The organism is Streptomyces sp. NPDC002698 (assembly GCF_042888945.1).
Lineage (GTDB): Bacteria > Actinomycetota > Actinomycetes > Streptomycetales > Streptomycetaceae > Streptomyces.
In genome coordinates, this window is record NZ_JBIAQM010000005.1 from 323,128 (window position 1) to 345,306 (window position 22,179).

Below are 22,179 nucleotides of genomic sequence, written 5' to 3' on the forward strand. Positions count from 1 at the left end.
ACGCGAGGATCGGATGCGCTCGGGTCCGACCGAAATCTGCACGCTTATGGTGCTGTTGTCCGATTGACCGTGGTCTGACCGACGAACTCTGCTACCTCTGGGACAGGGGAGGCGGGCTCTGGCCCGCGGCGGCGCGAAGGGCGTCGCCAGGAGGGGACACACGTGAGCACGACACCACGGGACACGGTCATCGCCAACGAGCAGAAGGCCGTCGACCGCGCCTACGACTGCTACGAGGCCAGGCTCGCGGAGATGACGTCGCCGTCGGCGGCCACGGCTTCCGCGAGCGGCAAGGACGGCATCGCGGTCCGCGAGAAGGCGGTGAGCGCGGCGGAGGAGTACGGCGGTCTCGGGGGCGAGGCCCTGGTCATCAGCCGTGTCGACGTCCAGGAGGCGGACGACGCCGAGCCGGAGACGTTCTATGTCGGACGACGCCATGTCTTCGACACCGAGACCCGCGATCAGGTCGTGGTCTCCTGGACGAACCCGATCGCCGTGAGCTGGCACAACGCCCGGCCGGAGACGCCGGGCGAGGTGCTCCTGCGGCGCCGGTTACGCTGCGCCGGACGCCGGGTCGAGGACTTCCTGGACGAGATCACCCCGGACGCGGGACCGTACCCCGGCTCGCCGGAGCCCGGGCAGGAAGCCGGCCTGCCGCCGCGTTTCGTGGACGATCCCGCTCCGCTCGAAGCCCCGTACCTCCCCGAAGCCGCCGAGATACCCGACGTCCCCGATGTCCCTGCCGTCCTGGAAATCCCAGGCTCCCGCGATGGCGAGGAAGCCCCGGAAGATTCCCCGGGAGGATCCCCGGAGGAACCCTCGGGGGGAGCCCCGGCGGAGTCCTCGGAAGGAGTCCCGGAGGGAGCCCCGGCGGAGGCGGGAAACACCACCGCCCCGCCCGCCGGAGGCCGCCACGCACGGCCGCGTGCCGTCGTCCCGGCACAGCGGCAGGCCACCGGCCGACGGCGTCAAAAGCCGCAGCCGGTCGACGAGTTCCTCCTGCGGGAGCTGCGCCGGTCGCGCAGCGGCCGGATGCGCGACATCGTCGAGACGATCAGACGTGACCAGCTGGCGCTGGTCACCGGTTCCCCGGCGGACATCCTCGTCATCCAGGGCGGGCCCGGCACCGGGAAGTCCGCGGTCGGCCTGCACCGCGTGACCTGGCTCGTCAACAACGATCACTTCCGTGCCCAGGACATCCTGGTCGTGGGCCCGCACCAGAACTTCCTGGAGTACGTGGGGCGCGTCCTGCCCACCCTCGGCACCCGGAACGTCACGGCCGTACAGCTCGCCCGTCTCTGGGAAGGGGAGGTCCGGAACTCGGACTCCCCCACCGCGCGGCTGGTGAAGTCCGACGAACGGATGGCGGCCGTCCTGCGCAGGCGGGTGGAGAGCGAGTGCCGGCCCGAGGCCGTCGACACCGTCGTCTCCGCCCCCTCCCACGCCCAGGACGAACCGGCCTTCGTCGTTGTCGTGGGCGGTACCTCCCTGCGTCTGCCTCGCTCTGAGGTGCTCGGTCTCCTCCAGGACGCCCGAGAGGGAACCGAGGGCTACCGGGCACGCAGGGACCGGTTCCGCACCCTGCTGGTGGACCGGCTGCTGGGCGAACTGGTCGGCGTGGCCCCGCACCGCGGCAGGGACGCGACCGTGCGCCGCGACCTGGAACGCAACCGGCAGGTCACCACCCTCGTCGACCGGGTCTGGCCCGCACTGAGCCCCGAGGTGGCACTGCGCGGCCTGCTCAACTCCCCCACCAGGCTGCGTGAGTGCGCCGACGGGATCCTCGACCCGGGTGAACAGGCCTCCCTGCAGAGGCGGAAGGCCGAGAGCGCCGCCGAAGAGCCTTGGACGGCGGACGACTTGGTGTGCCTCGAAGAGCTGCGCTTCCTCATCGCGGGCGAGAGTCCGCGCAGGTACCGGCACATCGTGGTCGACGAGGCGCAGGACCTCACCCCGATGCAGGCGAGGTCCCTGCGCAGACGGTGTCCGACCGGCTCGATGACCGTGCTCGGCGATCTGGCCCAGGCCACCGGGCCGCATTCCTACACCAGTTGGAAACGGCTGGGCGGAATCCTGTCCGCGCAGGGTGACTGGCGCGTGGCCGAGCTGAACACCAGCTACCGGGTCCCCGCGGAGATCATGGATTTCGTGGCGCCCCTGGCCCGGGCCATCGCCCCCGCCCTGCCCTACCCGACTGCCGTACGACGGGCCGGCGACGGGGCCGTGCGGCTCGTCCCCACGACTCCCTGGGAGCTGCTGGACGACGCGGCGACCCGTACGGCACGCCTCGCGGGCACGAACGACGGCCGGTCCCCGCGGTCGATCGCCGTCATCGTGCCCGACGACTCCGGCTGGCTGGAGGAGGTCCGCCGGCGCGTCGACCTCGTGGACGGCATGACCGAGGAGACCTCGCGGACCGTGTCCGTGCTCCCCGCCGCCCAGGCCAAGGGCATGGAGTTCGACCACGTCCTGGTGCTGGAGCCGACGGCCATCGCCGAGCGGGATCCCGCCGGACCGCGCCGGCTGTACGTCGCCCTGTCCCGCAGCACCCAGACGCTGACGGTCCTCCACACGACACCGCTGCCGAGCGAACTCGGCACACCGGCCGACGCCACGGACGGCGAAGTCACCTCCGCCTACGCCTACTTGACGCCCATGGCCGCCCGGCCGGAGAACGGGACGGGCCCCGGCGATCCCACCCGGGCCTCCGTCGGCCGTGCCTGCGGCAGCACCGATCCCACGGGCGACGACCTGCCGGTCGGCACCCCCGTCGAGGTGCGGGTGCTCGGCCCGGGCCCCGGTTCCCACCTGAAGGTGAAGGTCCTCGCGCCTGACACGGAGCGGACCGTCCTCCTCGTCCCGCGCCACGGTGAACCCACCCCGACCACGGGCTCCCGGCTGGACGGCTGGGTGACCCGGAACGAAGGCCAGTTGAGCCTGGTCTCGGCCGGCGAGTTCGGGCGCCGGCCCATCTCCTCCCGGATGGCTCCCCGTTACGAGGCCGCGCTCGGCGTCCTGCGGGACATCGCACACGGCGACGACGCGGCCCCGCCGGAGACGACGGCCCTCCTCGCCGAACTGAAGGGCATGGCCGGACGCTGCCTGCGGCGCGACCGGGTCGACTGGCTGAGCGTCTGGCGGCTGCTGGGTTCCGCCGACCGTGACCGGCTGAGCGATCTGGCGGACCTCGCCCAGCGCACCCGGCAGGCGATCGGCTCGGACACCCCCGGCCTGCGAGCCGCCCTGACGGACGACCCGGCGTTCCGGTACTGGACCGACGCTCTCGACCGGGCGCGCGACGAACTCCGCCATCGGATGCACACCGGCCCGGAGACGGGTGCGCAGACCGGGCCCCCGGCGACCGGGACCGGCACGCCGACCGGGACCGGCACGCCGACCGGGACAGCACCACCCGGGACGATCGCGGTCCCGCCGACCGAGCCCCGCAGAACACTCGAACAACAGAAGGACACCGACCCCATGAACACTGCCGCTCTCCTGGAGATCGAGCCCGCCGCCCCGTCCGCCGACTCGTCCGCAGACTCGTCCGAGGGAGGGACGGCGTGGAGCGAGGCACTCGCGCGGCGACTGGACGTCGAGGCACAGGCCGACCGGGACTGCAACACGCACGAGGCCGTGCGCTTCGAGCTGAAGGCAGCGCTCCTGCGAGCGGGACTGCGGCCTTCGGACTCCCCGGTCTGCGACGCGACCCTGGAGGGCCCGGAGGGCTGCTTCCGCTACGAGGTGCTCGGCGCCGACCGTTCCGGCTACGCGCAGCTGCGGGCGGGAGCGGCCCGCCTGATGGAACTCGACCGGGTCGAAGCGCGTTCGGCGGACGTCCGATACCTGGTCCTGTCCGAGCCGCCCACGGAGGACTGGGCTCCCGACGCGATCCGGGAGGCCTTCGGTGTCCACGTCGTATGGCGAACGGCGGCGGGCTGGCACGGCCCGGACGCACGAGCCGCCCTGCACCTGACCGACTGAACCGATCGAACCGATCGAACCGATTGACTACGACTCGACCGTCCGATCGACTGATCCGTCGGGGACGCACCCACCGTCCCCGACCATCAGGAACACCTGTCCAGAAAGCACCTGTCCAGGAAGACGGGTCTGCTGCGACAACTGCCCGGGAACGCCACCGGGGAACAACTACCCAGGAAACACGGTGGATGTGGACCGCCCGATCCTCTTCCTCGACGTCGACGGCCCCCTGATCCCGTTCGGCCCCTCGTGGGCACCCCGCGAGTCCTCCGGCTCCGTATCGGACCCCGAAGCACTCCCTGACGAGGGAAACCCGCTGCTCGGACGGCTCGACCCCACCGTGGGCCCGCGACTGACGGCGCTGGGATGCGACCTGGTGTGGGCCACGACGTGGATGGAGGAGGCGAACGAGTCCGTCGGCCCACGGATCGGACTGCCCCCGCTGCCTGTGCTGGAGTGGCCCGAGGCGACCGAAGCGGGTCCGCGGGGTCTGCACTGGAAGACCCGCCCCATCGTCGAACGGGCCGGAGGCCGTCCGTTCATCTGGGTCGACGACGAGATCGGCCCCGTGGACCGGCTCTGGGTCGCGGCACAGCACGAGAGCCCCTCCCTGCTGCACCGCGTGAACCCGTCCAAGGGCCTGACCGAGGACGACTTCTCCACCCTCACCACCTGGCTCCACACCACCGAACCGGACGACTGACGCCCGTCGTCGACCACGTCCGTCACGTCCACCACGGCCGCCCATACCAACCGACCTGGCTCGGGGCCCGATATGTGGCTATCGCCAGGGACTGTCCGGCGGACCCCGGAATCGGCCGTTCGACGCGTCCGAGAGGGGCGCCGGCCGGACCTCTATCGGGCACGGCTCCCGTTCGGCTGCGGATGGCTCGCGCGTTTTGCCTGACCACGGTCTTGTTTGACACATATGCGTGCCGACGTCCAGCGCATGGGCGCGTCACGCGCAGTCGTGAAAGGACAAGACATGCCCATATCCGGATCGATAGCAGGCCGTCGGAGTTGCGCCGCGGTCGTTGCCGCGGTGGTGGCCTGCTCGACGGTGTTCATAGGGACGAACCCCGCCGTCGCCGGCGGTCCTCCGACACCTTCGGTGCCCGCCCCGAAACTGGACTGGAGACCCTGCGTTCAGGGCAGCCCGTTCGACTGCGCGACCGCGAAGGTGCCACTGGACTACCGCACCCCGCGCGGCCGCACCATCGAACTGGCGGTCGTCAAACGGAAGGCGACCGGTCCCGGACGGCGCGTCGGCACCCTGTTCTTCAACCCCGGCGGCCCCGGCGGGCCCGGAACAGTGCAGATGCCGCAGAACTACGAGTCCTTCCCGCGAAAGGTACGGGAGCGGTTCGACATCGTCAGCTGGGACCCCCGCGGGATCGGCAACAGCACCGCGGTGAACTGCTTCGCGAGCCCCGAGGAAGCCGCCGCCTGGAACGCGAGCAAACCGGCGGGCTTCCCGGTGGGCGAACGGGAGCGGACGGCCTACATCGCCGCGTACAAGGACCTGGGCCGGCGCTGTCAGCAGCGCGACCCCGAGCTCCTGCGCCATGTGTCGACCGCCGACACCGCTCGCGACCTCGACCGTCTCCGGCAGGCGGTGGGTGACCCACAGCTCACCTACTACGGGATCTCCTACGGCACGTTCCTGGGTGCCACCTACGCCAACCTCTTCCCCGGCAACGTCCGCGCCATGGTCCTCGACAGCGACTGGGATCCGCAGGCCTGGACGAACCATGGGTCCGACAAGGCCCCCCGGTCCACGGCGATGCTGCGCCTGGGTGCGGACCGCGCCGCGGCGGAAACCCTGGACCAGTTCCTCACCCTGTGCGGGTCCACCACCACCGCCCGCTGCGCCTTCTCCGCCGGTAGCCCGAAAGCGACCCGGGACAAGTACCACCAACTGATGAAGCGCCTCCGGGAGCATCCCGTGGGCGCGTGGACCTACGCCCTTACGGTCAGTGACATGGTGAGCGGCTTCTACGTCGTCCACCCAGGATGGACGAACGTCGCCGGCAAACTGCAGAGCCTGTGGCAGGGCCGCGCCCCCGAGCCGTCCCCGCTCCCACCCGCCCCGGCGGTCCCGGATCCGAATCCGTACCTGGGCGAAGAACAGGCCGGTGCGGTGTTCTGCGGCGACAGCCCCAACCCGCGTGACCCCGCCGCCTACCACGTCCTGGAGGAGGCCAGTGCCGCCCGTGCGGGCGACACCGGACGCCACTGGACCTGGGCCACCGAGGTGTGTACCGACTGGCCGGGAGTCGCCGCCGACCCCTATCGCGGACCGTGGAACAAGCCGACAGCGCATCCCATCCTGGTGGTCGGCACCACCTACGACCCCTCCACTCCCTACTCGGCCGCGAAGGCCATGACCCGAGAACTGGCCGACGCCCGCCTGCTCACCAACAGCGGGCACGGGCACACGGCACTGTTCAACCCCAGCAGTTGCGTCAACGCGCACGAGAGCCGCTACCTCATCGACGGCGCCCTCCCGCCGGCCGGGACAGCGTGCCGACAGGACACGCCGCCCTTCTCCGCACCCAAGCCCCGCGGCGGCGTCACCACAGGTGGGGGCTGGATGGCCGGCACCGTCCCAGGCCGCCCATAACTTGCGGTCTTGGGCAGAGCAGTCAGGAACTGCCTACGGCCGCACGCCCCTTGGCAACATGAAAATGCCTCCCGCCCGCACCGTATGCGCAGGCGGGAGGCATGATCGCTATTCCTGCTTCTTCCCCGCTCGTTCTGGTGCGCCAGTGGTGTTCCGGGCCCATCCCCGTTCACGTCCGTTCGGTTCGGGCCTCCTCGTCGGGGTGGGCGCACTACCGTCGGCGCATGAAGGTCCGTCACAACGTACGTGCAGTTCTGCTCGATGGCGGTCAGCTGGTGTTCCTGCGCTCTCACCGCTGACGTGCTGGACATGGATCTCAGCCGCCGCAGCGGGCCCGAGCTCGATGATCCCGACACAGGCGACTTCTCGCCGGTGCGGGTCGCGTTGGACGCGTCAGCGGTGAGAGCACTTGAACTCCATCCGCCCGAACTCGCCGACTACCTACGGGAGCACGCCGAGAACTGGGGGGCTTGAGGGGTGGCGCGATGGTCAGACCTTGGGCGGTGACTGCTTCGTCCCGAACCATGGGCGGGACGGTCGTCGAGGTCCGCTCGGCAGATCACGTGGGTGTGCGGAGACATTGCCGGTCGGCTGCGGTCGTGGTGGTTGCTGTACAGCCCTGCCGTACAGCGGTCGGGGCCTGGGGAACTCTCCTGCCGCACTGCTGGGCACTGCTGTGATTCAGCAGCCGTTGAGTGCCGTCCCTGGGCATCGTCGGCCGCATGTCTGACGAGTGTTTCGGACACCCACGGCCGGCCGAGATCTACGACCCGCTCGACTCCGATCGCAGCGATCCGAGTGCGTGCCGCGAAGGTTCCGGCTCCTCGGCGGCAACCAGCGGGACCAGCGGGACCTGCGGAAACTTGCGCAGGTGTGCCGTGCAACCCTGAAGGGGCTCTGGGGGTCTTGTGAGCAGCCTTGTCTTCCTAGTGGGGGTTGCATCACTGTGCGTGTGCGCAGCATTTCGGCCGTGACAGCGCTCGCGGTCACTCTCGGTTCTGTCGTCCTGATCGGGTCGGTCGCGGGTCCTGCCGTCGCCGACAGCAGCGCCGCGCTGCCCATCAGGTCCAGCGGCGACATCATCGTGGACGGCGTTCACCAGCGGGTCTTCATCAGCGACCCGTCGGGAGGCAAGATCGTCGCCACCGACTACGACGGCACCGTCATCGGGACGGTCACCTCGCTGCCGCAGGCTGACGGCCTGGAGCTTTCCGCCGACTCGGCAACGCTCTACGTCGCCGTGCCGGGAACCGATGAGATCGTGGCCATCGACACGGCGACGGTCACCGAGGCCGGGCGGTACGCGACGGGCGACGGCACGGATCCGCAGCACCTGGCGCTCGCGGGCGGCAAACTCTGGTTCGGCTACGGCAGCGTCGGTCACGGCAACATCGGCTCTCTCGACCTGTCCGGCGGGCAGACGCGGGTCTCGCTCGCCCAGGAGGCCGAGGGGACGTGGAAGGACGCTCCCCTGCTGGACTCGGCACCCGGCGCTCCCGACACCCTGGCGGCCGGCTCGCGCCAGTACTACTTCACCCTCGGCATCTATGACGTGTCGTCCGGCACGGCCGGCCGGACCGCGTTCCTCGGCGGGCAGGACGCAGCCATCGGCGGCACCGCGGAGGATCTGGCGCTCACCCCGGACGGCACAGAGCTCGTGGTGGCCACCTCAGTACGCGACTTCCAGCAGGTCTTCCGGACATCGGACCTGGCGGAGACCATCAGGTATCCGAGCACCCACTGGGAACAACGGTCGGTGGACGTCGCGCCGGACGGCCTCGTCGCGATGGGCACCGACACCTACGCCTACTTCTCCCCCCAGGTGTCCATCTACAAGCCGGGTGGCACGGCTCCGAGGCGGACCGCCAATTTCACCGACGAAGTGGGTGGAGTTGCCCAACAGACCCTGCTCGACCACGGCGACCTCGCTTTCGCGCCGGACAGCAGCCGGCTCTTCGCGGTCACACGCAACCTCCAGGGCTATTACCGGCTGCGCGTTGTCACCGACCCCGCCAAGGCCGTCACCACCGTCACGGTGAACGCCCCGTCGACGGCCGACCGTGCCAAGGCGCTGACCGTCTCCGGCAAGGTCACGAACACGCTCGGGCTGCCCGCGGGGACCACCGTCGCGGTGACCCGGACGGACCTGGAGTCCCCGAACGGCAAGGCGCTCCCGGCCGCGACGGTGAAGACGGACGGGACCTTCTCCTTCGCCGACACCCCGCCCGCGGGCAGCAAGGTCACGTACGAGGTCTCCTACGCCGGCGACGCCGATCACACGGCTGCCTCCGCCTCCGACACGGTCGAGGTCTCCCGGACCTCGCCGACCCTGACCGTGAACAAGAACAACAACGTCTACGCCTACGCCAGTAACGTGACGTTCACCGCCCACCTCGGCACGACGTACAAGAACCGGACGCTCTCGCTCTACGCGGACACCGCGGGCGACGGCAAGGGCAAGTACCTGGTCAAGACCGGCACGGTCAACAGCGCGGGCAACCTGTCGGTCACCTTGCTTCTGAAGCGCGACACCACGGTGAGCGCGTCCTTCTCCGGCGACGCGCGGACCGCCCCGAAGACGGCCACGAGCTGGGTGGGCGCGAAGGTCAAGGTGTCGCTGAGCCTGAGCCGCCACTACAAGACGGCCACGGTCAACGGGTACACCAAGTACTACTTCCGGAAGACGACCAATCCGCTTCTCACGACCACGATGACGGCTTACCCCAGCCGTGCGCAGAAGCTGGAGTTCCAGATCTACTCCGGCGGAGCCTGGCGGGCGGCGGGGTACGGCTACTTCAACCTCGACTCCACGGGCAAGTCGGTGGTGCAACTGGGCGGCACACACCAGACCGGTTACTCGATGCGCGTGCGGTCGTCCTACATCAACAACTCCTCGAACGACTCCGTGAACTCGACCACGCACAGCTCCTGGAAGTACTTCACCTTCACCAGCTGAGGCCCCCGAGGCCCGGCGCATCCGATGACGCGCCGGGCCTCGGGAAGTGGCGGTCGGCCTGGATCGGATGTCCGAGGGCAGCGCAACGCGACGGCTGACCACAGCAAATGACCCCTTGCCTGCGGGAAAACCGCAGGCAAGGGGTCATTGATGATGCGAGTTACTTCTTCTTGCCCTGGTTCTTGACCGCCTCGATCGCGGCCGCCGCGGCGTCCGGGTCGAGGTAGGTGCCGCCCGGGTTGAGGGGCTTGAAGTCGGCGTCCAGCTCGTAGGAGAGGGGGATGCCGGTGGGGATGTTCAGGCCCGCGATGTCGGCGTCGGAGATGCCGTCGAGGTGCTTGACCAGGGCGCGCAGCGAGTTGCCGTGGGCCGCGACCAGGACCGTACGGCCGGTCAGCAGGTCCGGGACGATGCCGTCGAACCAGTACGGGAGCATGCGGACGACGACGTCCTTGAGGCACTCCGTCTGCGGGCGCAGCTCGGGCGGCAGGGCCGCGTAGCGCGCGTCGTCGAACTGGGAGTACTCGGCGTCGCGGTCCAGCGCCGGCGGCGGGGTGTCGTACGAGCGGCGCCAGAGCATGAACTGCTCCTCGCCGAACTCGGCGAGCGTCTGGGCCTTGTCCTTGCCCTGAAGGGCGCCGTAGTGACGCTCGTTCAGGCGCCAGCTGCGGTGGACCGGGATCCAGTGGCGGTCCGCGGACTCCAGGGCCAGCTGCGCGGTGCGGATCGCGCGCTTCTGGAGCGAGGTGTGGACGACGTCAGGCAGCAGGCCAGCGTCCTTGAGCAGCTCACCGCCGCGGACTGCCTCCTTCTCGCCCTTCTCGTTGAGGTTGACGTCCACCCAACCGGTGAACAGATTCTTCGCGTTCCATTCGCTCTCGCCGTGGCGGAGGAGGATCAGCTTGTACGGTGCGTCGGCCATGGCTCCGAGCGTAATCGAACCCTGCGGCAGCTCGCTCCTCCAGCCATCTGTCGGACACGGGAGCCCCCGTCCGGCCGTCCCCCGCCCGCTCCGACGCCCTTCAGTTGACGGCATCTGTTAATTGAGTGGATCTCGACGACAGGCGGCTCGTAAGTTGTGCTCACCGCCCGAGCCGCTTACATCCGTGGGGGATCCATGCCAGCCGCCGTCATGAGACGTGCCGTCCGAGAGACCGTCTCAGGGCTCCCCCGCGAGTTCTGGTGGCTGTGGACCAGCACGCTCATCAACCGGCTCGGGGCCTTCGTCGCCACCTTCATGGCCCTGTACCTGACCCTCGACCGCGGCTACTCCGCCTCGTACGCGGGTCTGGTCGCGTCCCTGCACGGCCTCGGCGGTGTCATCTCCTCGCTCGTCGCGGGTGTCATGACCGACCGGTTCGGGCGGCGCCCCACGCTGCTCGTCGCGCAGGTGTCGACGGCCGCTTCGGTCGCCCTGCTCGGCTTCATGCACGACCCCCTGGCCATCGCCGCCGTCGCCTTCCTCGTCGGCATGGCCAGCAACGCCTCCCGGCCCGCCGTGCAGGCGATGATGGCCGACATCGTCCGGCCCGAGGACCGCGTCCGCGCCTTCTCGCTCAACTACTGGGCCATCAACCTCGGTTTCGCCGTCTCCTCGATGGGCGCCGGCTTCATCGCCGAGTTCAGCTACCTCGCGGGCTTCCTCATCGAGGCCGCCATGACGTTCGTCTGCGCGCTCGTCGTCTTCGCGAAGCTCCCGGAGTCCAAGCCGGTGCAGGCCGCCAAGGACACGGAACCCGCGGTCGGGCTCGGGACGGTGCTGCGCGACGGACGGTTCATGAGCGTGGTCGGGCTGTCGTTCCTCGTCGCCCTCGTCTTCCAGCAGGGCTCCGTCGGACTGCCGGTCGCCATGGGCCGGGCCGGCTTCACCCCGGCCGACTACGGCATGGCCATGGCCGTCAACGGCGTCATGATCGTCGCGCTCCAGATCCCGGTCGGCCGTTTCATCGAGCACCGGGACCCCAAGTGGCTGCTCGTCATCTCGTCGCTGCTCGCCGGATACGGGTTCGGGCTCACCGCCTTCGCCGGGTCGGTCGGGGTCTTCACGCTCACCGTCTGCGTGTGGACCCTCGCCGAGATCGTCAACGCCCCGACGCAGACAGGTCTCGTCGTCCGCCTCTCCCCCGTCCACGGGCGCGGCCGCTATCAGGGCATGTACACGCTTTCCTGGGCCCTCGCCGCGCTGATCGCCCCGGTGATGTCCGGCGTCGTCATCGACCGCTTCGGCGCGGTCTGGCTCTGGGGACTGTGTGCGGTGGTCGGCACGGCGGCGGGTCTCGGGTACGGGCTGCTCATGCGACGGCTTCCGGCGGAGGAGCCGTCGGTACGGGAACCGGTACGGGAGTCCGTGCGGGAGTCCGTACCGGAGCCCCTCCGAGAGTTCGCGCCGGACTCCGTGCGGGAACCGTCCCAGGGCGCCGGAGCCGGGGCCGGAGCCGAAGTCATCCCGGCCTGAGGAAACCGGCCCGGGGACACCCCGGCCCAGGGACACCCCGGCCTCGGGGCCCCGGAGGGTGCAAAAGGCGCCCTCCGGAGAGCCCTCCGGAGGAACGTCCGGACCTCACGGATGCATCCGCGCCCCCTTCACCACCTTGTCCACCGCGTTCCGCGGTCCGTACACCGCGAGTCCCACCAGGTCCAGCCAGCCGGTCGGCACGGCTCTTACGGCCGCGCGGTTGTCCCGGTCGTTGCCCGTGGCGAAGAGGTCCGAGGTGAAGACCGCTCGCGGCAGCGCCCGGGACAGCGCGCGCCCGTGGGCGGCGGTCAGCGTCTCCTTCGAGGCCTCCAGGACCAGCACCGGCTGCCGGAACATCGGCAGGTAGGAGATCCCGTCGGCGTCCTCGTACGGCTCCCCGACCACCTCGGGGACAGCCGTCCCCAGGCCGCTGACCAGGAAGGCGGTCACATTGAGCCGCTGCCAGGGCTCCAGGTCGTCCCGCAGGACGACGGTGATCTTGGTGTCGAAGCGGACGGGTGCGGCGTCCGAAAGGCCCGCTCCGCCCACCGCCCCGCCACCCGAAGGACTCGGACCGCTCGGGCCACTCGGGCCGCTCACATCACCGGTGCCGGACGGGTTCATGTCGGTCTCGCTGCTCATGCGAGAACACTGCCGACCGGCGTACGCCGTCGTCTTGTACGTTCTTAGCGTGACCCCTCAGCGTGAGATGTCCGCGTGGCGCCCGAGCGTCCCGGGCATCGTCGAGGTCTTCCACGCGCACTACACCGAGTACGCGTACCCGATGCACGTGCACGAGGCCTGGACCCTGCTGATCGTCGACGACGGCGCCGTCCGCTACGACCTCGACCGGCACGAGCACGGCACCCCGCGCGACACGGTGACCCTGCTCCCGCCGCACATCCCGCACAACGGCGCTCCCGCCACCGAGCACGGTTTCCGCAAGCGGGTCCTCTACCTCGACGGCTCGCGCCTGGCCGACGACCTCATCGGACCCGCGGTGGACGGCCCCGGTCTCGCGGATCCCGTACTGCGGCGGCGGGTCGCCCGGTTGCACACGGCGCTCGCCCACCCGGGCGACGAGCTGGAGGCCGACAGCAGACTGACGCTGATCGCGGACCGGGTGCGCGGGCTGCTGCGCCCCCGGTCCGTGGAGGTCCCGCACGCCGACCGGCCGCTCGCCCTCCGCCTGCGCGAGCTCCTCGACGAGCGGGTCGTGGAAGGCATCACCCTCGACGAGGCCGCGCGGCTGGTGCACGCCCACCCCGCGCATCTGGTCCGGGCGTTCAGCGGCGCGTTCGGCATCGCACCGCACCAGTACCTGATGTCCCGCCGCGTGGACCGCGCCCGCGGTCTGCTCCTCGACGGACGGCCACCGGGCGAGGTGGCCACCCTGACCGGCTTCTACGACCAGTCCCATCTCACCCGCCATTTCCGACGGCTGGTGGGGGTGACTCCGGGGCGGTACGTGCGGTCGTGAACCCGCGGTTCCGTCCGGACTACAGGTCGCGCTGGGCCTCGTACAGATTGCGCGGCCGTACGACGTCCGTCGTCCCGTACAGCTCCAGCCGGGAGCGCAGGTCCCCGGTGAAGTCGGGTACGTCGGTCTGGTCGAACTCGGTGACCTCGTTGACGCCGACGGTGGCGCTGCGGGGAGCGAGGCCGTCGATCTTCATCAGACCGGCGCGCCCGTTGGTGACCCGGATGTTCCAGTGCGTGAAGCGCGCCCCGAAGAGCGGTCCCGCCGAGGCGTCGCCGCCGTGCCGGCCGTCGTTGTCGACGGTGATGTCGGTACGGACGTTCGCGAAGGGCAGTCCGCGGTGGGAGTCGAAGGTGCCCATCCGCATGTCGCCGCGCGACCAGACGTTGTACGAGGACAGGCCCTCGACGTTGATGCCGTGCAGCTGGGTTCCGGCGGGCGCGGGAACGGTGCGCTCCTCGACGGTGAAGTCCTCGATCAGGTTGTCGTGCGAGCCCTCGCGGCAGAAGTACGGGTGGTGCGAGCCGCGTCCGGCGACGGTCGTACGGCGCAGGGTGCAGGCGGAGGCGGCGACGAGACCGAATCCGTTGTCGACGTGGCGGACCGTGACGTCGTCCACCCAGCAGTCGTAGGCGCACTGCAGGACGACTCCGTTGTAGCCCTTGTCGAGCAGGTGCGGGGACTGCGGTGTCTCCACGGCCTCCAGGGTCAGCCCCTCCACCGCCGAGCCGGTCAGCTCCTCGGCGTGCGTGGTCAGCCGGGGGTCCCACTCCGGACGTACGTCGAGCGGGAGGGGGCGTTCGAGGGTCACCCTGCGGCCGCGCACATGGGCGACGCGGACGGGCCACTCGTAGGGGACGTACGAGGTCAGCTTGGTCTTGTCGTCCCAGAAGTACGCCTCGGGCCCGGGTCCGCCGCCCGACATGTGCTCCAGGAGCGTGTGGTCGGCGTCGTCTGCGAGGCGGAGCAGGACGAGTGCTCCGGGGCGCAGTGCGGAGGCGTCCGCGACGGTCACCGTCCAGGAGCCCTGACGCGCGGGCTCGACGGTCGTGAGGGTCCGCCAGGCGTCGCGTGTGTTGCCGGTCCAGCCCTCGAAGGGCCACGCCTTCGCCTTGACGGCGGAGACGAGGGAGTCCCAACGGGCCGTGGGGGCCAGCCAGATGAGGCCGCCCGCCCAGGACCAGGACGACTTGTCGCCGCCGTACCGGGATCCGTAGGCGCCGATCAGTTCGGTGAGGTTCCGGGTCGCGTACAGGGTCGTACGGCCGCTGCCGGCGCCCCGGAGGACCACGTTCGAGTGGCCGACGCGGATCAGGTCGTCGATGCGGAACGTCCCGGGAGGGATGGTGACCGTGCCACCGCCGGCCCTTCCGGCGGCGGCGATGGCACGGTTGATCGCGGGAGCGCAGTCCGTCGTGCCGTCGGCGACGGCGCCGTGGTCGCGGATGTCGGTCACGACGCGCCGACGGGGAAAGCGCGCGGCCCCGCGGTGCGCGCCCGCCCTGCCGACGTACGGGATCTGCGGGTGGGTGAACGGGGAGCGGACGAACTCCCTCCAGAGCGGGGGCACTTCGCCGGACCGGGCGGAGGCGGCCTGCGCGCCGCCGGACAGTGCGGCGGCCGTGCCCCGGGCGGGTGGCGGGGCCGCCGCGGTGGCCCCTGGCGCCGCGGCGGCCGTCGTGCCGGTGACGGCCGTGGCCGCCACCGCCGTGGCGCTGCCGAGCAGGGCCCGCCTGGTGATCCCCGTGTACCCGTACCCGTACCCGTGCCTGTCGGTCATGACCGTCCGCCCTTCCATGCGTTTCCCTGCGGAGCGTTTCCCTGCGGATTTTCATGTACGTGAACGACGTTCAGGTGTGCGTCGGCGGCGAGCATGCCACGGAGGCCCCGGGCGGGGAAAGGGTCCCGCAATAGCTATTTAACGGAGGTCGGTCACCAGGGAACCGCCGGACGGCGAGCGTCAGTTGACGGGGCGCCGAGTCAGGTTTGTGAACGCGTCCAGGTTGCGCGTCGACTCGCCGCGGGACACCCGCCAGGCGTACTCCTTGCGGATCGCGGAGGCGAAACCGAGTTCCAGGAGAGTGTTGAAGGAGCCGTCGGCGGCTTCGAGGACGGACCCGAGGAGACGGTCCACCTCCTCCGGGGTGACGGCGGTCAGCGGCAGCTTGCCGACCAGATAGACGTCCCCGAGGGAGTCGACCGCGTAGGCGACCCCGTAGAGCTTGAGGTTGCGCTCCAGGAGCCAGCGGTGGACCGCTTCGTGGTTCTCGTCGGGGTGGCGGATCACGAACGCGTTCAGCGACAGCGAGTGCTTGCCGACGATCAGCGAGACCGTCGTCGACAGCTTGCGGGTGCCGGGCAGTTTCACGACGTACGAGCCCGCGTCGGGGCTCTCCCACTCCAGCTCGGCCTCGGTGAGGACCCGCTCGATGATCGACGCTGCGTCAGCCATGGGGCGAGCGTACTTGACCCTCGTCGGGGGGTGCCGCGCCTGGTCGGACGCGGGGAACCGACGTCGGGCGCGGTGCGTCCGCAGGCGGTTGCCGGAGGGTGGTGGCTCCGCGGACGGTTGTCAGGCATGGCGCCTCCGCGGACGGTTGTCAGGCATGGCGCCTCCGCGGACGGTTGTCAGGCGTGGCGCGTCCGCGGACGGTTGCCGGGCATGGCGCCTCCGCAGCCGGTGTCGGGCATGGCGCGCCCGCGGGCGGCGTCCGGCGTGGTGCCTCCGCCGCCGTCTCAGGCGTGGTGCGCGCGCAGGCGGCGCCGGTGGTCCTGTGTCGCCGCCGTGTACACGTCCGCCGTCGCCGCCGCCGCGGTGTCCCAGCCGAAGCGCTCCGCGTGGCGTGCCGCGGCGGCCCCCATACGGGCCACGAGGGTCTCGTCGTCGGCGAATTCGCCGAGCACGCGCGCGTAGTCGGCGGGATGGTGCCCCTGCACGAGGAAGCCGGTCTCCTGGTGGCGTACGGCCACCGGCAGGCCGCCGACCTCGGCCGCGAGCACCGGCGTGCCGGCCGCCTGCGCCTCGATGGCCACCAGTCCGAAGGACTCGCTGTACGAGGGCATGACCAGCACCGACGCGGCCCGGAACCAGTCCGCGAGCTGATCCTGGCCGACGGGCGGCCGGAACCGTACGACGTCGGCGATACCCAGCCGCGCGGCGAGCTTCTGGAGCCCTTCGGGCTTGGCGAGTCCGCTCCCGCTCGGGCCGCCCACCACAGGGACGACGATCCGGGCACGCAGCTCGGGCCGCTCGTCGAGCAGGACGGCGACCGCGCGCAGCAGCACGTCGGGGGCCTTGAGGGGCTGTATGCGGCCCGCGAACAGGGGGATCAGGGCGTCCTGCGGGAGGCCGAGCCGCGCGCGGGCGGCGGCCCGGCCGTCGGCGGGCCGGAAGCGGTCGAGGTTGACCCCGGGATGGACGACGGCGACGCTGCCGGAGTCCGCCCCGTAGTGGCGTACGAGCTCGTCGGCCTCCTCCGCGGTGTTCGCGATGAGGCGGTCGGCGGCGCGCACGATCTGGGTCTCGCCGATGACACGGGCGGCGGGCTCGGGGGTGTCGCCCTCGGCCAGCGCCGCGTTCTTGACCTTGGCCATGGTGTGCATCGCGTGCACCAGGGGCGCGCCCCAGCGTTCGGCGGCCAGCCAGCCGACGTGGCCGGAGAGCCAGTAGTGGGAGTGCACGAGGTCGTAGTAGCCGGGGCGGTGACCGGCCCAGGCCTGCATGACCCCGTGGGTGAACGCGCACAGCTGGGCGGGGAGGTCTTCCTTGGCGAGTCCCTCGTAGGGGCCCGCGTCGACGTGCCGGACGAGGACGCCCGGTGCCAGCTCGACGGCCGGCGGGAGTGCCCCGGTCGTGGCCCGCGTGAAGATCTCGACCTCGATGTTGATCGCGGCGAGCCGCTGGGCGAGTTCGACGATGTACACGTTCATGCCGCCCGCGTCGCCCGTGCCGGGCTGGTGCAGGGGCGAGGTGTGCACGGAGAGCATGGCGACGCGACGGGGCCTGCGGTGCAGTCTGAGCCGCGAGGCCCCCGCCGGGGAGCGACGCCCGAGCCTGCTGACGTACTGGCTCACGTGGCGGTCCTCCTTGCTGCGGGCATGCCGGTCGGAGGACGTGTCACGCCCTCCAGGAGGGAGAACGCCGGAGGTGTCCGCTCCATTTCCCCTTTGCCGAATCATTACCCCGCATCGCTCAACCGTTCGATCGCGGGGTGCGTCTGCCTTCCTGCCGGTCCGGATCCACCGGGGTTTTCCACAGGCGGGGCGGGGGCTCCCGCCGGTTGTCCACAGGGTCACCCGGTCCGAGCCGGGCCGCCTACTCTCGTACGCATGACACCCCGCGCAGCGTCCCTCCCCCACTCTCGGCTTCGCTCGAGCGGGGGGACCCCCATCGTGGGCACGGTGACACGCGGGACGACGAACCCCAACCGCCTGCGGCGCATGGACCGCTGGATCGCGGCCGTGCACGGCGCCGAACTCCGCCGGGCGCCGGAGCCGGTGGCCGTGGACCTCGGCTATGGCGCCGCGCCCTGGACCGCGGTCGAGCTGCTGGCCCGGCTGCGCACCGCCGCGCCCCGCACCCACGTGTTCGGCGTCGAGATCGACCCCGCGCGGGTCGCCGCCGCCCGCCCGTACGAACGCGAGGGCCTCGCCTTCCGGCACGGCGGCTTCGAGGTCCCGGTGCCGGGCCGGCCGCAGCTGATCCGGGCGGCGAACGTGCTGCGCCAGTACGACGAGGAGCAGGTCGCCGAGGTCTGGCGGCGGCTCCGCGCACGGCTCGCGCCCGCGGGCCCCGGCTCCCGGGGCGGACTGCTCGTCGAGGGCACCTGCGACGAGATCGGCCGTCGGCACGTCTGGGTCGCCCTCGGCCCGGAAGGCCCGCGCACGGTCACCTTCGCCACCCGGCTCGGCTCCCTGGACCGTCCGTCCGACCTGGCCGAGCGGCTGCCGAAGGCCCTCATCCACCGCAATGTGCCGGGCGAGCCCGTGCATTCCTTCCTGCGCGACTTCGACCGCGCCTGGGCCGCCGCCGCGCCGTACGCGGCGTACGGCGCGAGGCAGCGCTGGATACGCACGGTCCGCGACCTGAGGGCCGACTGGCCGGTCACGGACGGGATCGCCCGCTGGCGCCAGGGCGAAGTGACGGTGCGCTGGGAGGCGTTGGCGCCCCGCGCCTGACGGAGCGCGGGCCGCCGGGCCGCCGCGGCGGCCGGGAGGCGACCGGTGCGCGACCGGTGCGCGAACCGGCGGGAACGATCTCGGTGAGTCGCACGTCACACAGGCGGGGGGATGAGATCGTCATGCCGACGCGAGCCGCGGGGAAGGGAGTTCCTGCCTGTCGCTCGCGCGAGGGGGAGGGAGTTCTTGCCCGGCTCTGTCGCATTGCGCGCCGACATGGCACGATCCCTCAGACATCCGTATGTTACTGACGGTAAATCAGATGGGGGGCGGAGAAATGGGATCCGGCAAGCGGAGCCTGACCACGGCGGCCATGGCCCTGGCCTGCGCGTGTGCCTGTGTGGTGCTGGCGTCGGCGGGGACGGCCTACGCGAGCCCGGAACCGAAGCCGACGCCGACGAGGACTCCCACGGCGACCCCGACACCCGTGAGCAACAAGGACCTTGAAGAGGTCCGCAAGAAGCTCGACAAGCTCTACCACGAAGCCGCGGTCGCCACGGACGCCTACAACGCGGCCGAGGAGAAGGTCCAGAAGCAGTCCGCCGAGATCGTGGGGCTGGCCCAGCAGATCGTCAAGGGCCAGGCGAAGCTGGACGCCTTGAAGGACCGCGCGGGTGCCGCGGCCCGCGCACAGTACCGGGGCGGCGGGCTGCCGCCCCAGGCGCGGCTGTGGCTGAGCGACGACCCGCAGGAGTTCCTGGACGGCGCGGGGCGGGTGCGGCAGGGCGAGCACGCCACCAAGGGGCTGATGGGCGAGATGGCCCGCACCCAGGAGGACCTGCGGCAGTACGCGAAGGACGCCTCCACGCAGTGGCGGAAGCTGGAAGCCGACCGCGAGACCCTGGCCGAGGCCAAGAAGAAGATCAAGCAGCGGATCTCCGACGCCGAGGAGCTGGAGTCCCGGCTGGAGAAGAAGGAGAAGGAGCGGCTCGCGAAGCTGGAGGAGGAGGCCGCCTACCAGGCGCAGTCCGTCTGGCTGAGCTCCGGCGTCCTCTCGGACATCAAGAGCGACGCCTCCGAACAGGGCAGGAAGGCCGTGAAGTACGCGACCGACCAGATCGGCAAGCCGTACGAGTGGGGCGCCGAGGGCCCGAAGACGTTCGACTGCTCGGGACTCACCTCCCAGGCCTGGGCGGCCGCCGGTCACCCCATCCCCCGCACCTCGCAGGAGCAGTGGAAGCAGCTCAAGCACATCGACATCAAGGACATGCGCCCCGGCGACCTGATCATCTACTTCGACGACGCCAGCCATGTCGGGATGTACATAGGGGACGGCGCGCTCGTGCACGCCCCGCGCCCCGGACGCACGGTGACGATCGCGGGCGCGGGTTCGATGCAGATCCTGGGCGTCGTACGGCCGGACGCGTAGGACGCCCCATCAGGCACGGAGCGCCGTGAACGGGGGTGTGCCGTCAGGCGTGACGGCACACGCGTGACGCACCGCACGTGACCTACCGCACGGTTGCCCCGGCCGATCGGACCCAGGGACGTGACCTTCGTCATCTCCCGGGGAACCGCGTCCTGTCCAAGTGCGTTACGGGATGCGGCATATGACGCCGGCCCTTTGCCCGGCACCGCGCCGTACGCCATTCCGCTGCGGCACCGGCGGGCGCTATGGTCCCCGTCGGTGGGTCGAGGTCCTTCGCCCCACCACGCCCTCGGGGGGAGGGAAGGAACCCAGACGATGCCCGTACCCGTACCGCGGCAGAGAGCGATCCCGGCCGTGGAGAGTGGTCAGGCTCAAGCCGTGTTCTCACCCGGCGGCCCATCCGGCGACACCACCGGCGGCCCCGCCGGGACAGCACCGGAAGCCCGCACCACGACCCCGATCACCGGCACCACCCATCTGACCCTCCTGGTCATCGAAGACGACCCGGCGGGTTCGCTCGGCGTGCCCGAGATGCTCGACGCGGCCGGCAGGCCGGTCCGGGTCCGCACCGCCCGCAACCTCACCGAGGCCGAGCGGCTGCTCACCGACGACGTCCACTGCATCCTGCTCGACCTCGCGCTGCCCGCACCGGGCAAGGCGGCGGAGAGCGCCGACGAGCTGGCGACGCTCAAGCACGTCCTGCGGCTCGCGCCCGGCCACGCCGTCCTCGCGCTCACCGCGTCCGGCGACGCGGAGCGCGGCACGGAGGCGGTGCGCGTCGGCGCCCAGGACTACCTGTTCCGCGACGAGCTGGACAGCCGGCTGCTGAGCCGCGCGATCCGGTACGCGGTGGAGCGGAAACGTTCCGACAAGGCCGAACGACGGCTCACCGAGTCCAGGCTCCGCGCCCAGGAGAACGCCCGCCTGGAGCGCGGCCTGCTGCCGACCCCGCTGCTGGAGGGCTCCCCGCTGCGCTTCGCCGCGCGCTACCGCCCGGGCCGCTCCCGCGCGCTGCTCGGCGGCGACTTCTACGACACCGTGCGCACGGCCGACGGCACGGTGCACGCGATGATCGGCGACGTCTGCGGGCACGGGCCCGACGAGGCGGCGCTCGGTGTGGAGTTGCGCATCGCCTGGCGTGCGCTGACGTTCGCGGGCCTGTGCGGCGACGAACTCCTGTCCACGCTCCAGCAGGTCCTGGAGCACGAGCGCGAGAACGACGAGATCTTCGCGACGCTGTGCACCGTGGACATCGCGCCGGACGGCCGCCGCGCCGGGCTCTGCCTGGCCGGTCACCCGTCACCGCTGATCGCCCGTCCGGGCCGGCCGGCCCAGCTGCTGCCGTACGACAACAACGGCCCCGCGCTCGGTCTGCTGCCGAACGCCCGCTGGCCGCGCATGCAGGTGGAGCTGGGTGCCGCGTGGAGCCTGATGCTCTACACCGACGGCCTGATCGAGGGCCACACCGGCGTGGGCAAGGAACGCCTGGGCCTGGACGGCATGGTGGACATGGTCCGCCGTCAGCTCGCCCAGGGACTCCAGGGCGAGGACCTGCTGCGCGCCGCGGTGAACGAGGCGCGCGAACTCAACGGCGGAGAGCTGGCGGACGACGTGGCGGTACTGCTGCTGGACCGGACTCCTTAGCCACGGGACTCCCGTGGCCCGGGTGGCCACGGGGTGTTCCGTGGCCGGGGTCCGGCCATGCCCGGCGCCCCGCCGGGCGGGGGTCTACCTGCTCCGCCGGGCGAGGGTCTACCTGCCGCCGTTGTACGGGCCGTACGGGCCGTCACTGCTGCTGCCGCCTCGGCGGCCGCCGCCTCCGCCGGAGACCTGGCGCAGCGCGGGGCGGACGTCGACGAAGAAGACGATCGTGGCGACCAGGCCCGCGAGCTGGAGGAAGAGCATCGGCACCAGCAGGTTCACCGCCACGGTGACGCCGAGGATGATCAGCCAGAACATCTTGTTCTGCTTGTCGGCGGCGCGGTAGGCGTCCTCGCGGGCGATCGCGGCCAGCACCAGCGCCGCCACGGCGAGCACGAGCATGGCTGTGAAGATCAGCCACATCAGACCGCCGAATGCCGTCATCAGCACAATGTCCACCGCCCGGTTCGAGTCGTCTCTACGGCCACCGTAC

Annotated in this window: 15 protein-coding genes; 9 read left to right on the top strand and 6 right to left on the bottom strand. The window is 71.1% G+C overall.

What is annotated here, in order from left to right:
- Window positions 1-162: 162 nt before the first annotated feature.
- The 4 genes from ACFYW9_RS10505 (at window position 163) to ACFYW9_RS10520 (ending at window position 9,563) form a co-directional block, all read left to right on the top strand.
- Window positions 163-3,984: an ATP-dependent DNA helicase gene (locus ACFYW9_RS10505; protein WP_389147375.1), complete on the top strand. Its 3,822-nt coding sequence runs from the start codon at window positions 163-165 to the stop codon at window positions 3,982-3,984.
- A 184-nt stretch (window positions 3,985-4,168) separates the two neighbouring features.
- The gene (locus ACFYW9_RS10510; RefSeq protein ID WP_389147378.1) at window positions 4,169-4,687 is read left to right on the top strand and encodes an HAD domain-containing protein; all 519 of its coding nucleotides are present in this window, start codon (window positions 4,169-4,171) and stop codon (window positions 4,685-4,687) included.
- Window positions 4,688-5,095: 408 nt separating this feature from the next.
- Window positions 5,096-6,607, top strand: coding sequence for an alpha/beta hydrolase (locus ACFYW9_RS10515; protein WP_389147381.1), 1,512 nt, complete (start codon window positions 5,096-5,098; stop codon window positions 6,605-6,607).
- 970 nt (window positions 6,608-7,577) lie between these two features.
- Window positions 7,578-9,563, top strand: coding sequence for a YncE family protein (locus tag ACFYW9_RS10520; RefSeq protein ID WP_389147384.1), 1,986 nt, complete (start codon window positions 7,578-7,580; stop codon window positions 9,561-9,563).
- A 160-nt stretch (window positions 9,564-9,723) separates the two neighbouring features.
- Here the strand turns inward: ACFYW9_RS10520 and ACFYW9_RS10525 are convergent, their stop codons facing one another.
- Complete coding sequence (locus tag ACFYW9_RS10525; RefSeq protein WP_328450998.1) at window positions 9,724-10,485, bottom strand: phosphoglyceromutase; 762 nt, start codon at window positions 10,483-10,485, stop codon at window positions 9,724-9,726.
- 195 nt (window positions 10,486-10,680) lie between these two features.
- Here ACFYW9_RS10525 and ACFYW9_RS10530 point away from each other — a divergent pair, with 195 nt between their 5' ends.
- On the top strand, window positions 10,681-12,018 hold the full coding sequence (locus tag ACFYW9_RS10530) for an MDR family MFS transporter (protein ID WP_389147388.1): 1,338 nt from the start codon (window positions 10,681-10,683) through the stop codon (window positions 12,016-12,018).
- A 105-nt stretch (window positions 12,019-12,123) separates the two neighbouring features.
- Here ACFYW9_RS10530 and ACFYW9_RS10535 read toward each other — a convergent pair whose 3' ends face one another.
- Complete coding sequence (locus ACFYW9_RS10535; protein ID WP_389147391.1) at window positions 12,124-12,660, bottom strand: DUF2000 family protein; 537 nt, start codon at window positions 12,658-12,660, stop codon at window positions 12,124-12,126.
- 67 nt (window positions 12,661-12,727) lie between these two features.
- Here ACFYW9_RS10535 and ACFYW9_RS10540 point away from each other — a divergent pair, with 67 nt between their 5' ends.
- A complete protein-coding gene (locus ACFYW9_RS10540) occupies window positions 12,728-13,498 on the top strand; it encodes an AraC family transcriptional regulator (protein ID WP_389147615.1) in 771 nt (256 codons plus the stop codon).
- A gap of 19 nt (window positions 13,499-13,517) precedes the next feature.
- Here the strand turns inward: ACFYW9_RS10540 and ACFYW9_RS10545 are convergent, their stop codons facing one another.
- The 3 genes from ACFYW9_RS10545 to mshA form a co-directional block, all read right to left on the bottom strand.
- On the bottom strand, window positions 13,518-15,278 hold the full coding sequence (locus tag ACFYW9_RS10545; protein ID WP_389147394.1) for a glycosyl hydrolase family 28-related protein: 1,761 nt from the start codon (window positions 15,276-15,278) through the stop codon (window positions 13,518-13,520).
- Window positions 15,279-15,458: 180 nt separating this feature from the next.
- Window positions 15,459-15,950, bottom strand: a complete 492-nt coding sequence (locus tag ACFYW9_RS10550) for a YbjN domain-containing protein (RefSeq protein WP_389147397.1) — start codon at window positions 15,948-15,950, stop codon at window positions 15,459-15,461.
- Between the two features lie 284 nt (window positions 15,951-16,234).
- Window positions 16,235-17,572: a D-inositol-3-phosphate glycosyltransferase gene (gene mshA, locus ACFYW9_RS10555; protein ID WP_351860231.1), complete on the bottom strand. Its 1,338-nt coding sequence runs from the start codon at window positions 17,570-17,572 to the stop codon at window positions 16,235-16,237.
- A gap of 318 nt (window positions 17,573-17,890) precedes the next feature.
- Here mshA and ACFYW9_RS10560 point away from each other — a divergent pair, with 318 nt between their 5' ends.
- The 3 genes from ACFYW9_RS10560 to ACFYW9_RS10570 all read left to right on the top strand — a co-directional run bounded on the left by ACFYW9_RS10560 (window position 17,891) and on the right by ACFYW9_RS10570 (window position 21,689).
- Complete coding sequence (locus ACFYW9_RS10560) at window positions 17,891-18,676, top strand: class I SAM-dependent methyltransferase (protein WP_389147400.1); 786 nt, start codon at window positions 17,891-17,893, stop codon at window positions 18,674-18,676.
- Between the two features lie 277 nt (window positions 18,677-18,953).
- Window positions 18,954-20,045, top strand: a complete 1,092-nt coding sequence (locus ACFYW9_RS10565) for an NlpC/P60 family protein (protein ID WP_389147618.1) — start codon at window positions 18,954-18,956, stop codon at window positions 20,043-20,045.
- A 315-nt stretch (window positions 20,046-20,360) separates the two neighbouring features.
- Window positions 20,361-21,689, top strand: a complete 1,329-nt coding sequence (locus ACFYW9_RS10570) for a PP2C family protein-serine/threonine phosphatase (protein ID WP_389147404.1) — start codon at window positions 20,361-20,363, stop codon at window positions 21,687-21,689.
- A 108-nt stretch (window positions 21,690-21,797) separates the two neighbouring features.
- Here ACFYW9_RS10570 and ACFYW9_RS10575 read toward each other — a convergent pair whose 3' ends face one another.
- A complete protein-coding gene (locus ACFYW9_RS10575; protein WP_389147621.1) occupies window positions 21,798-22,136 on the bottom strand; it encodes a DUF2516 family protein in 339 nt (112 codons plus the stop codon).
- Between the last annotated feature and the right edge of the window lie 43 nt (window positions 22,137-22,179).

Coding starts and splice junctions, on each gene's coding strand:
- ACFYW9_RS10525 (WP_328450998.1), bottom strand. CDS start 10,485: ATGGCCGACGCACCGTACAAGCTGATCCTCCTCCGCCACGGCGAGAGC.
- ACFYW9_RS10530 (WP_389147388.1), top strand. CDS start 10,681: ATGCCAGCCGCCGTCATGAGACGTGCCGTCCGAGAGACCGTCTCAGGG.
- ACFYW9_RS10535 (WP_389147391.1), bottom strand. CDS start 12,660: ATGAGCAGCGAGACCGACATGAACCCGTCCGGCACCGGTGATGTGAGC.
- ACFYW9_RS10540 (WP_389147615.1), top strand. CDS start 12,728: ATGTCCGCGTGGCGCCCGAGCGTCCCGGGCATCGTCGAGGTCTTCCAC.
- ACFYW9_RS10545 (WP_389147394.1), bottom strand. CDS start 15,278: ATGACCGACAGGCACGGGTACGGGTACGGGTACACGGGGATCACCAGG.
- ACFYW9_RS10550 (WP_389147397.1), bottom strand. CDS start 15,950: ATGGCTGACGCAGCGTCGATCATCGAGCGGGTCCTCACCGAGGCCGAG.
- ACFYW9_RS10565 (WP_389147618.1), top strand. CDS start 18,954: ATGGGATCCGGCAAGCGGAGCCTGACCACGGCGGCCATGGCCCTGGCC.
- ACFYW9_RS10570 (WP_389147404.1), top strand. CDS start 20,361: ATGCCCGTACCCGTACCGCGGCAGAGAGCGATCCCGGCCGTGGAGAGT.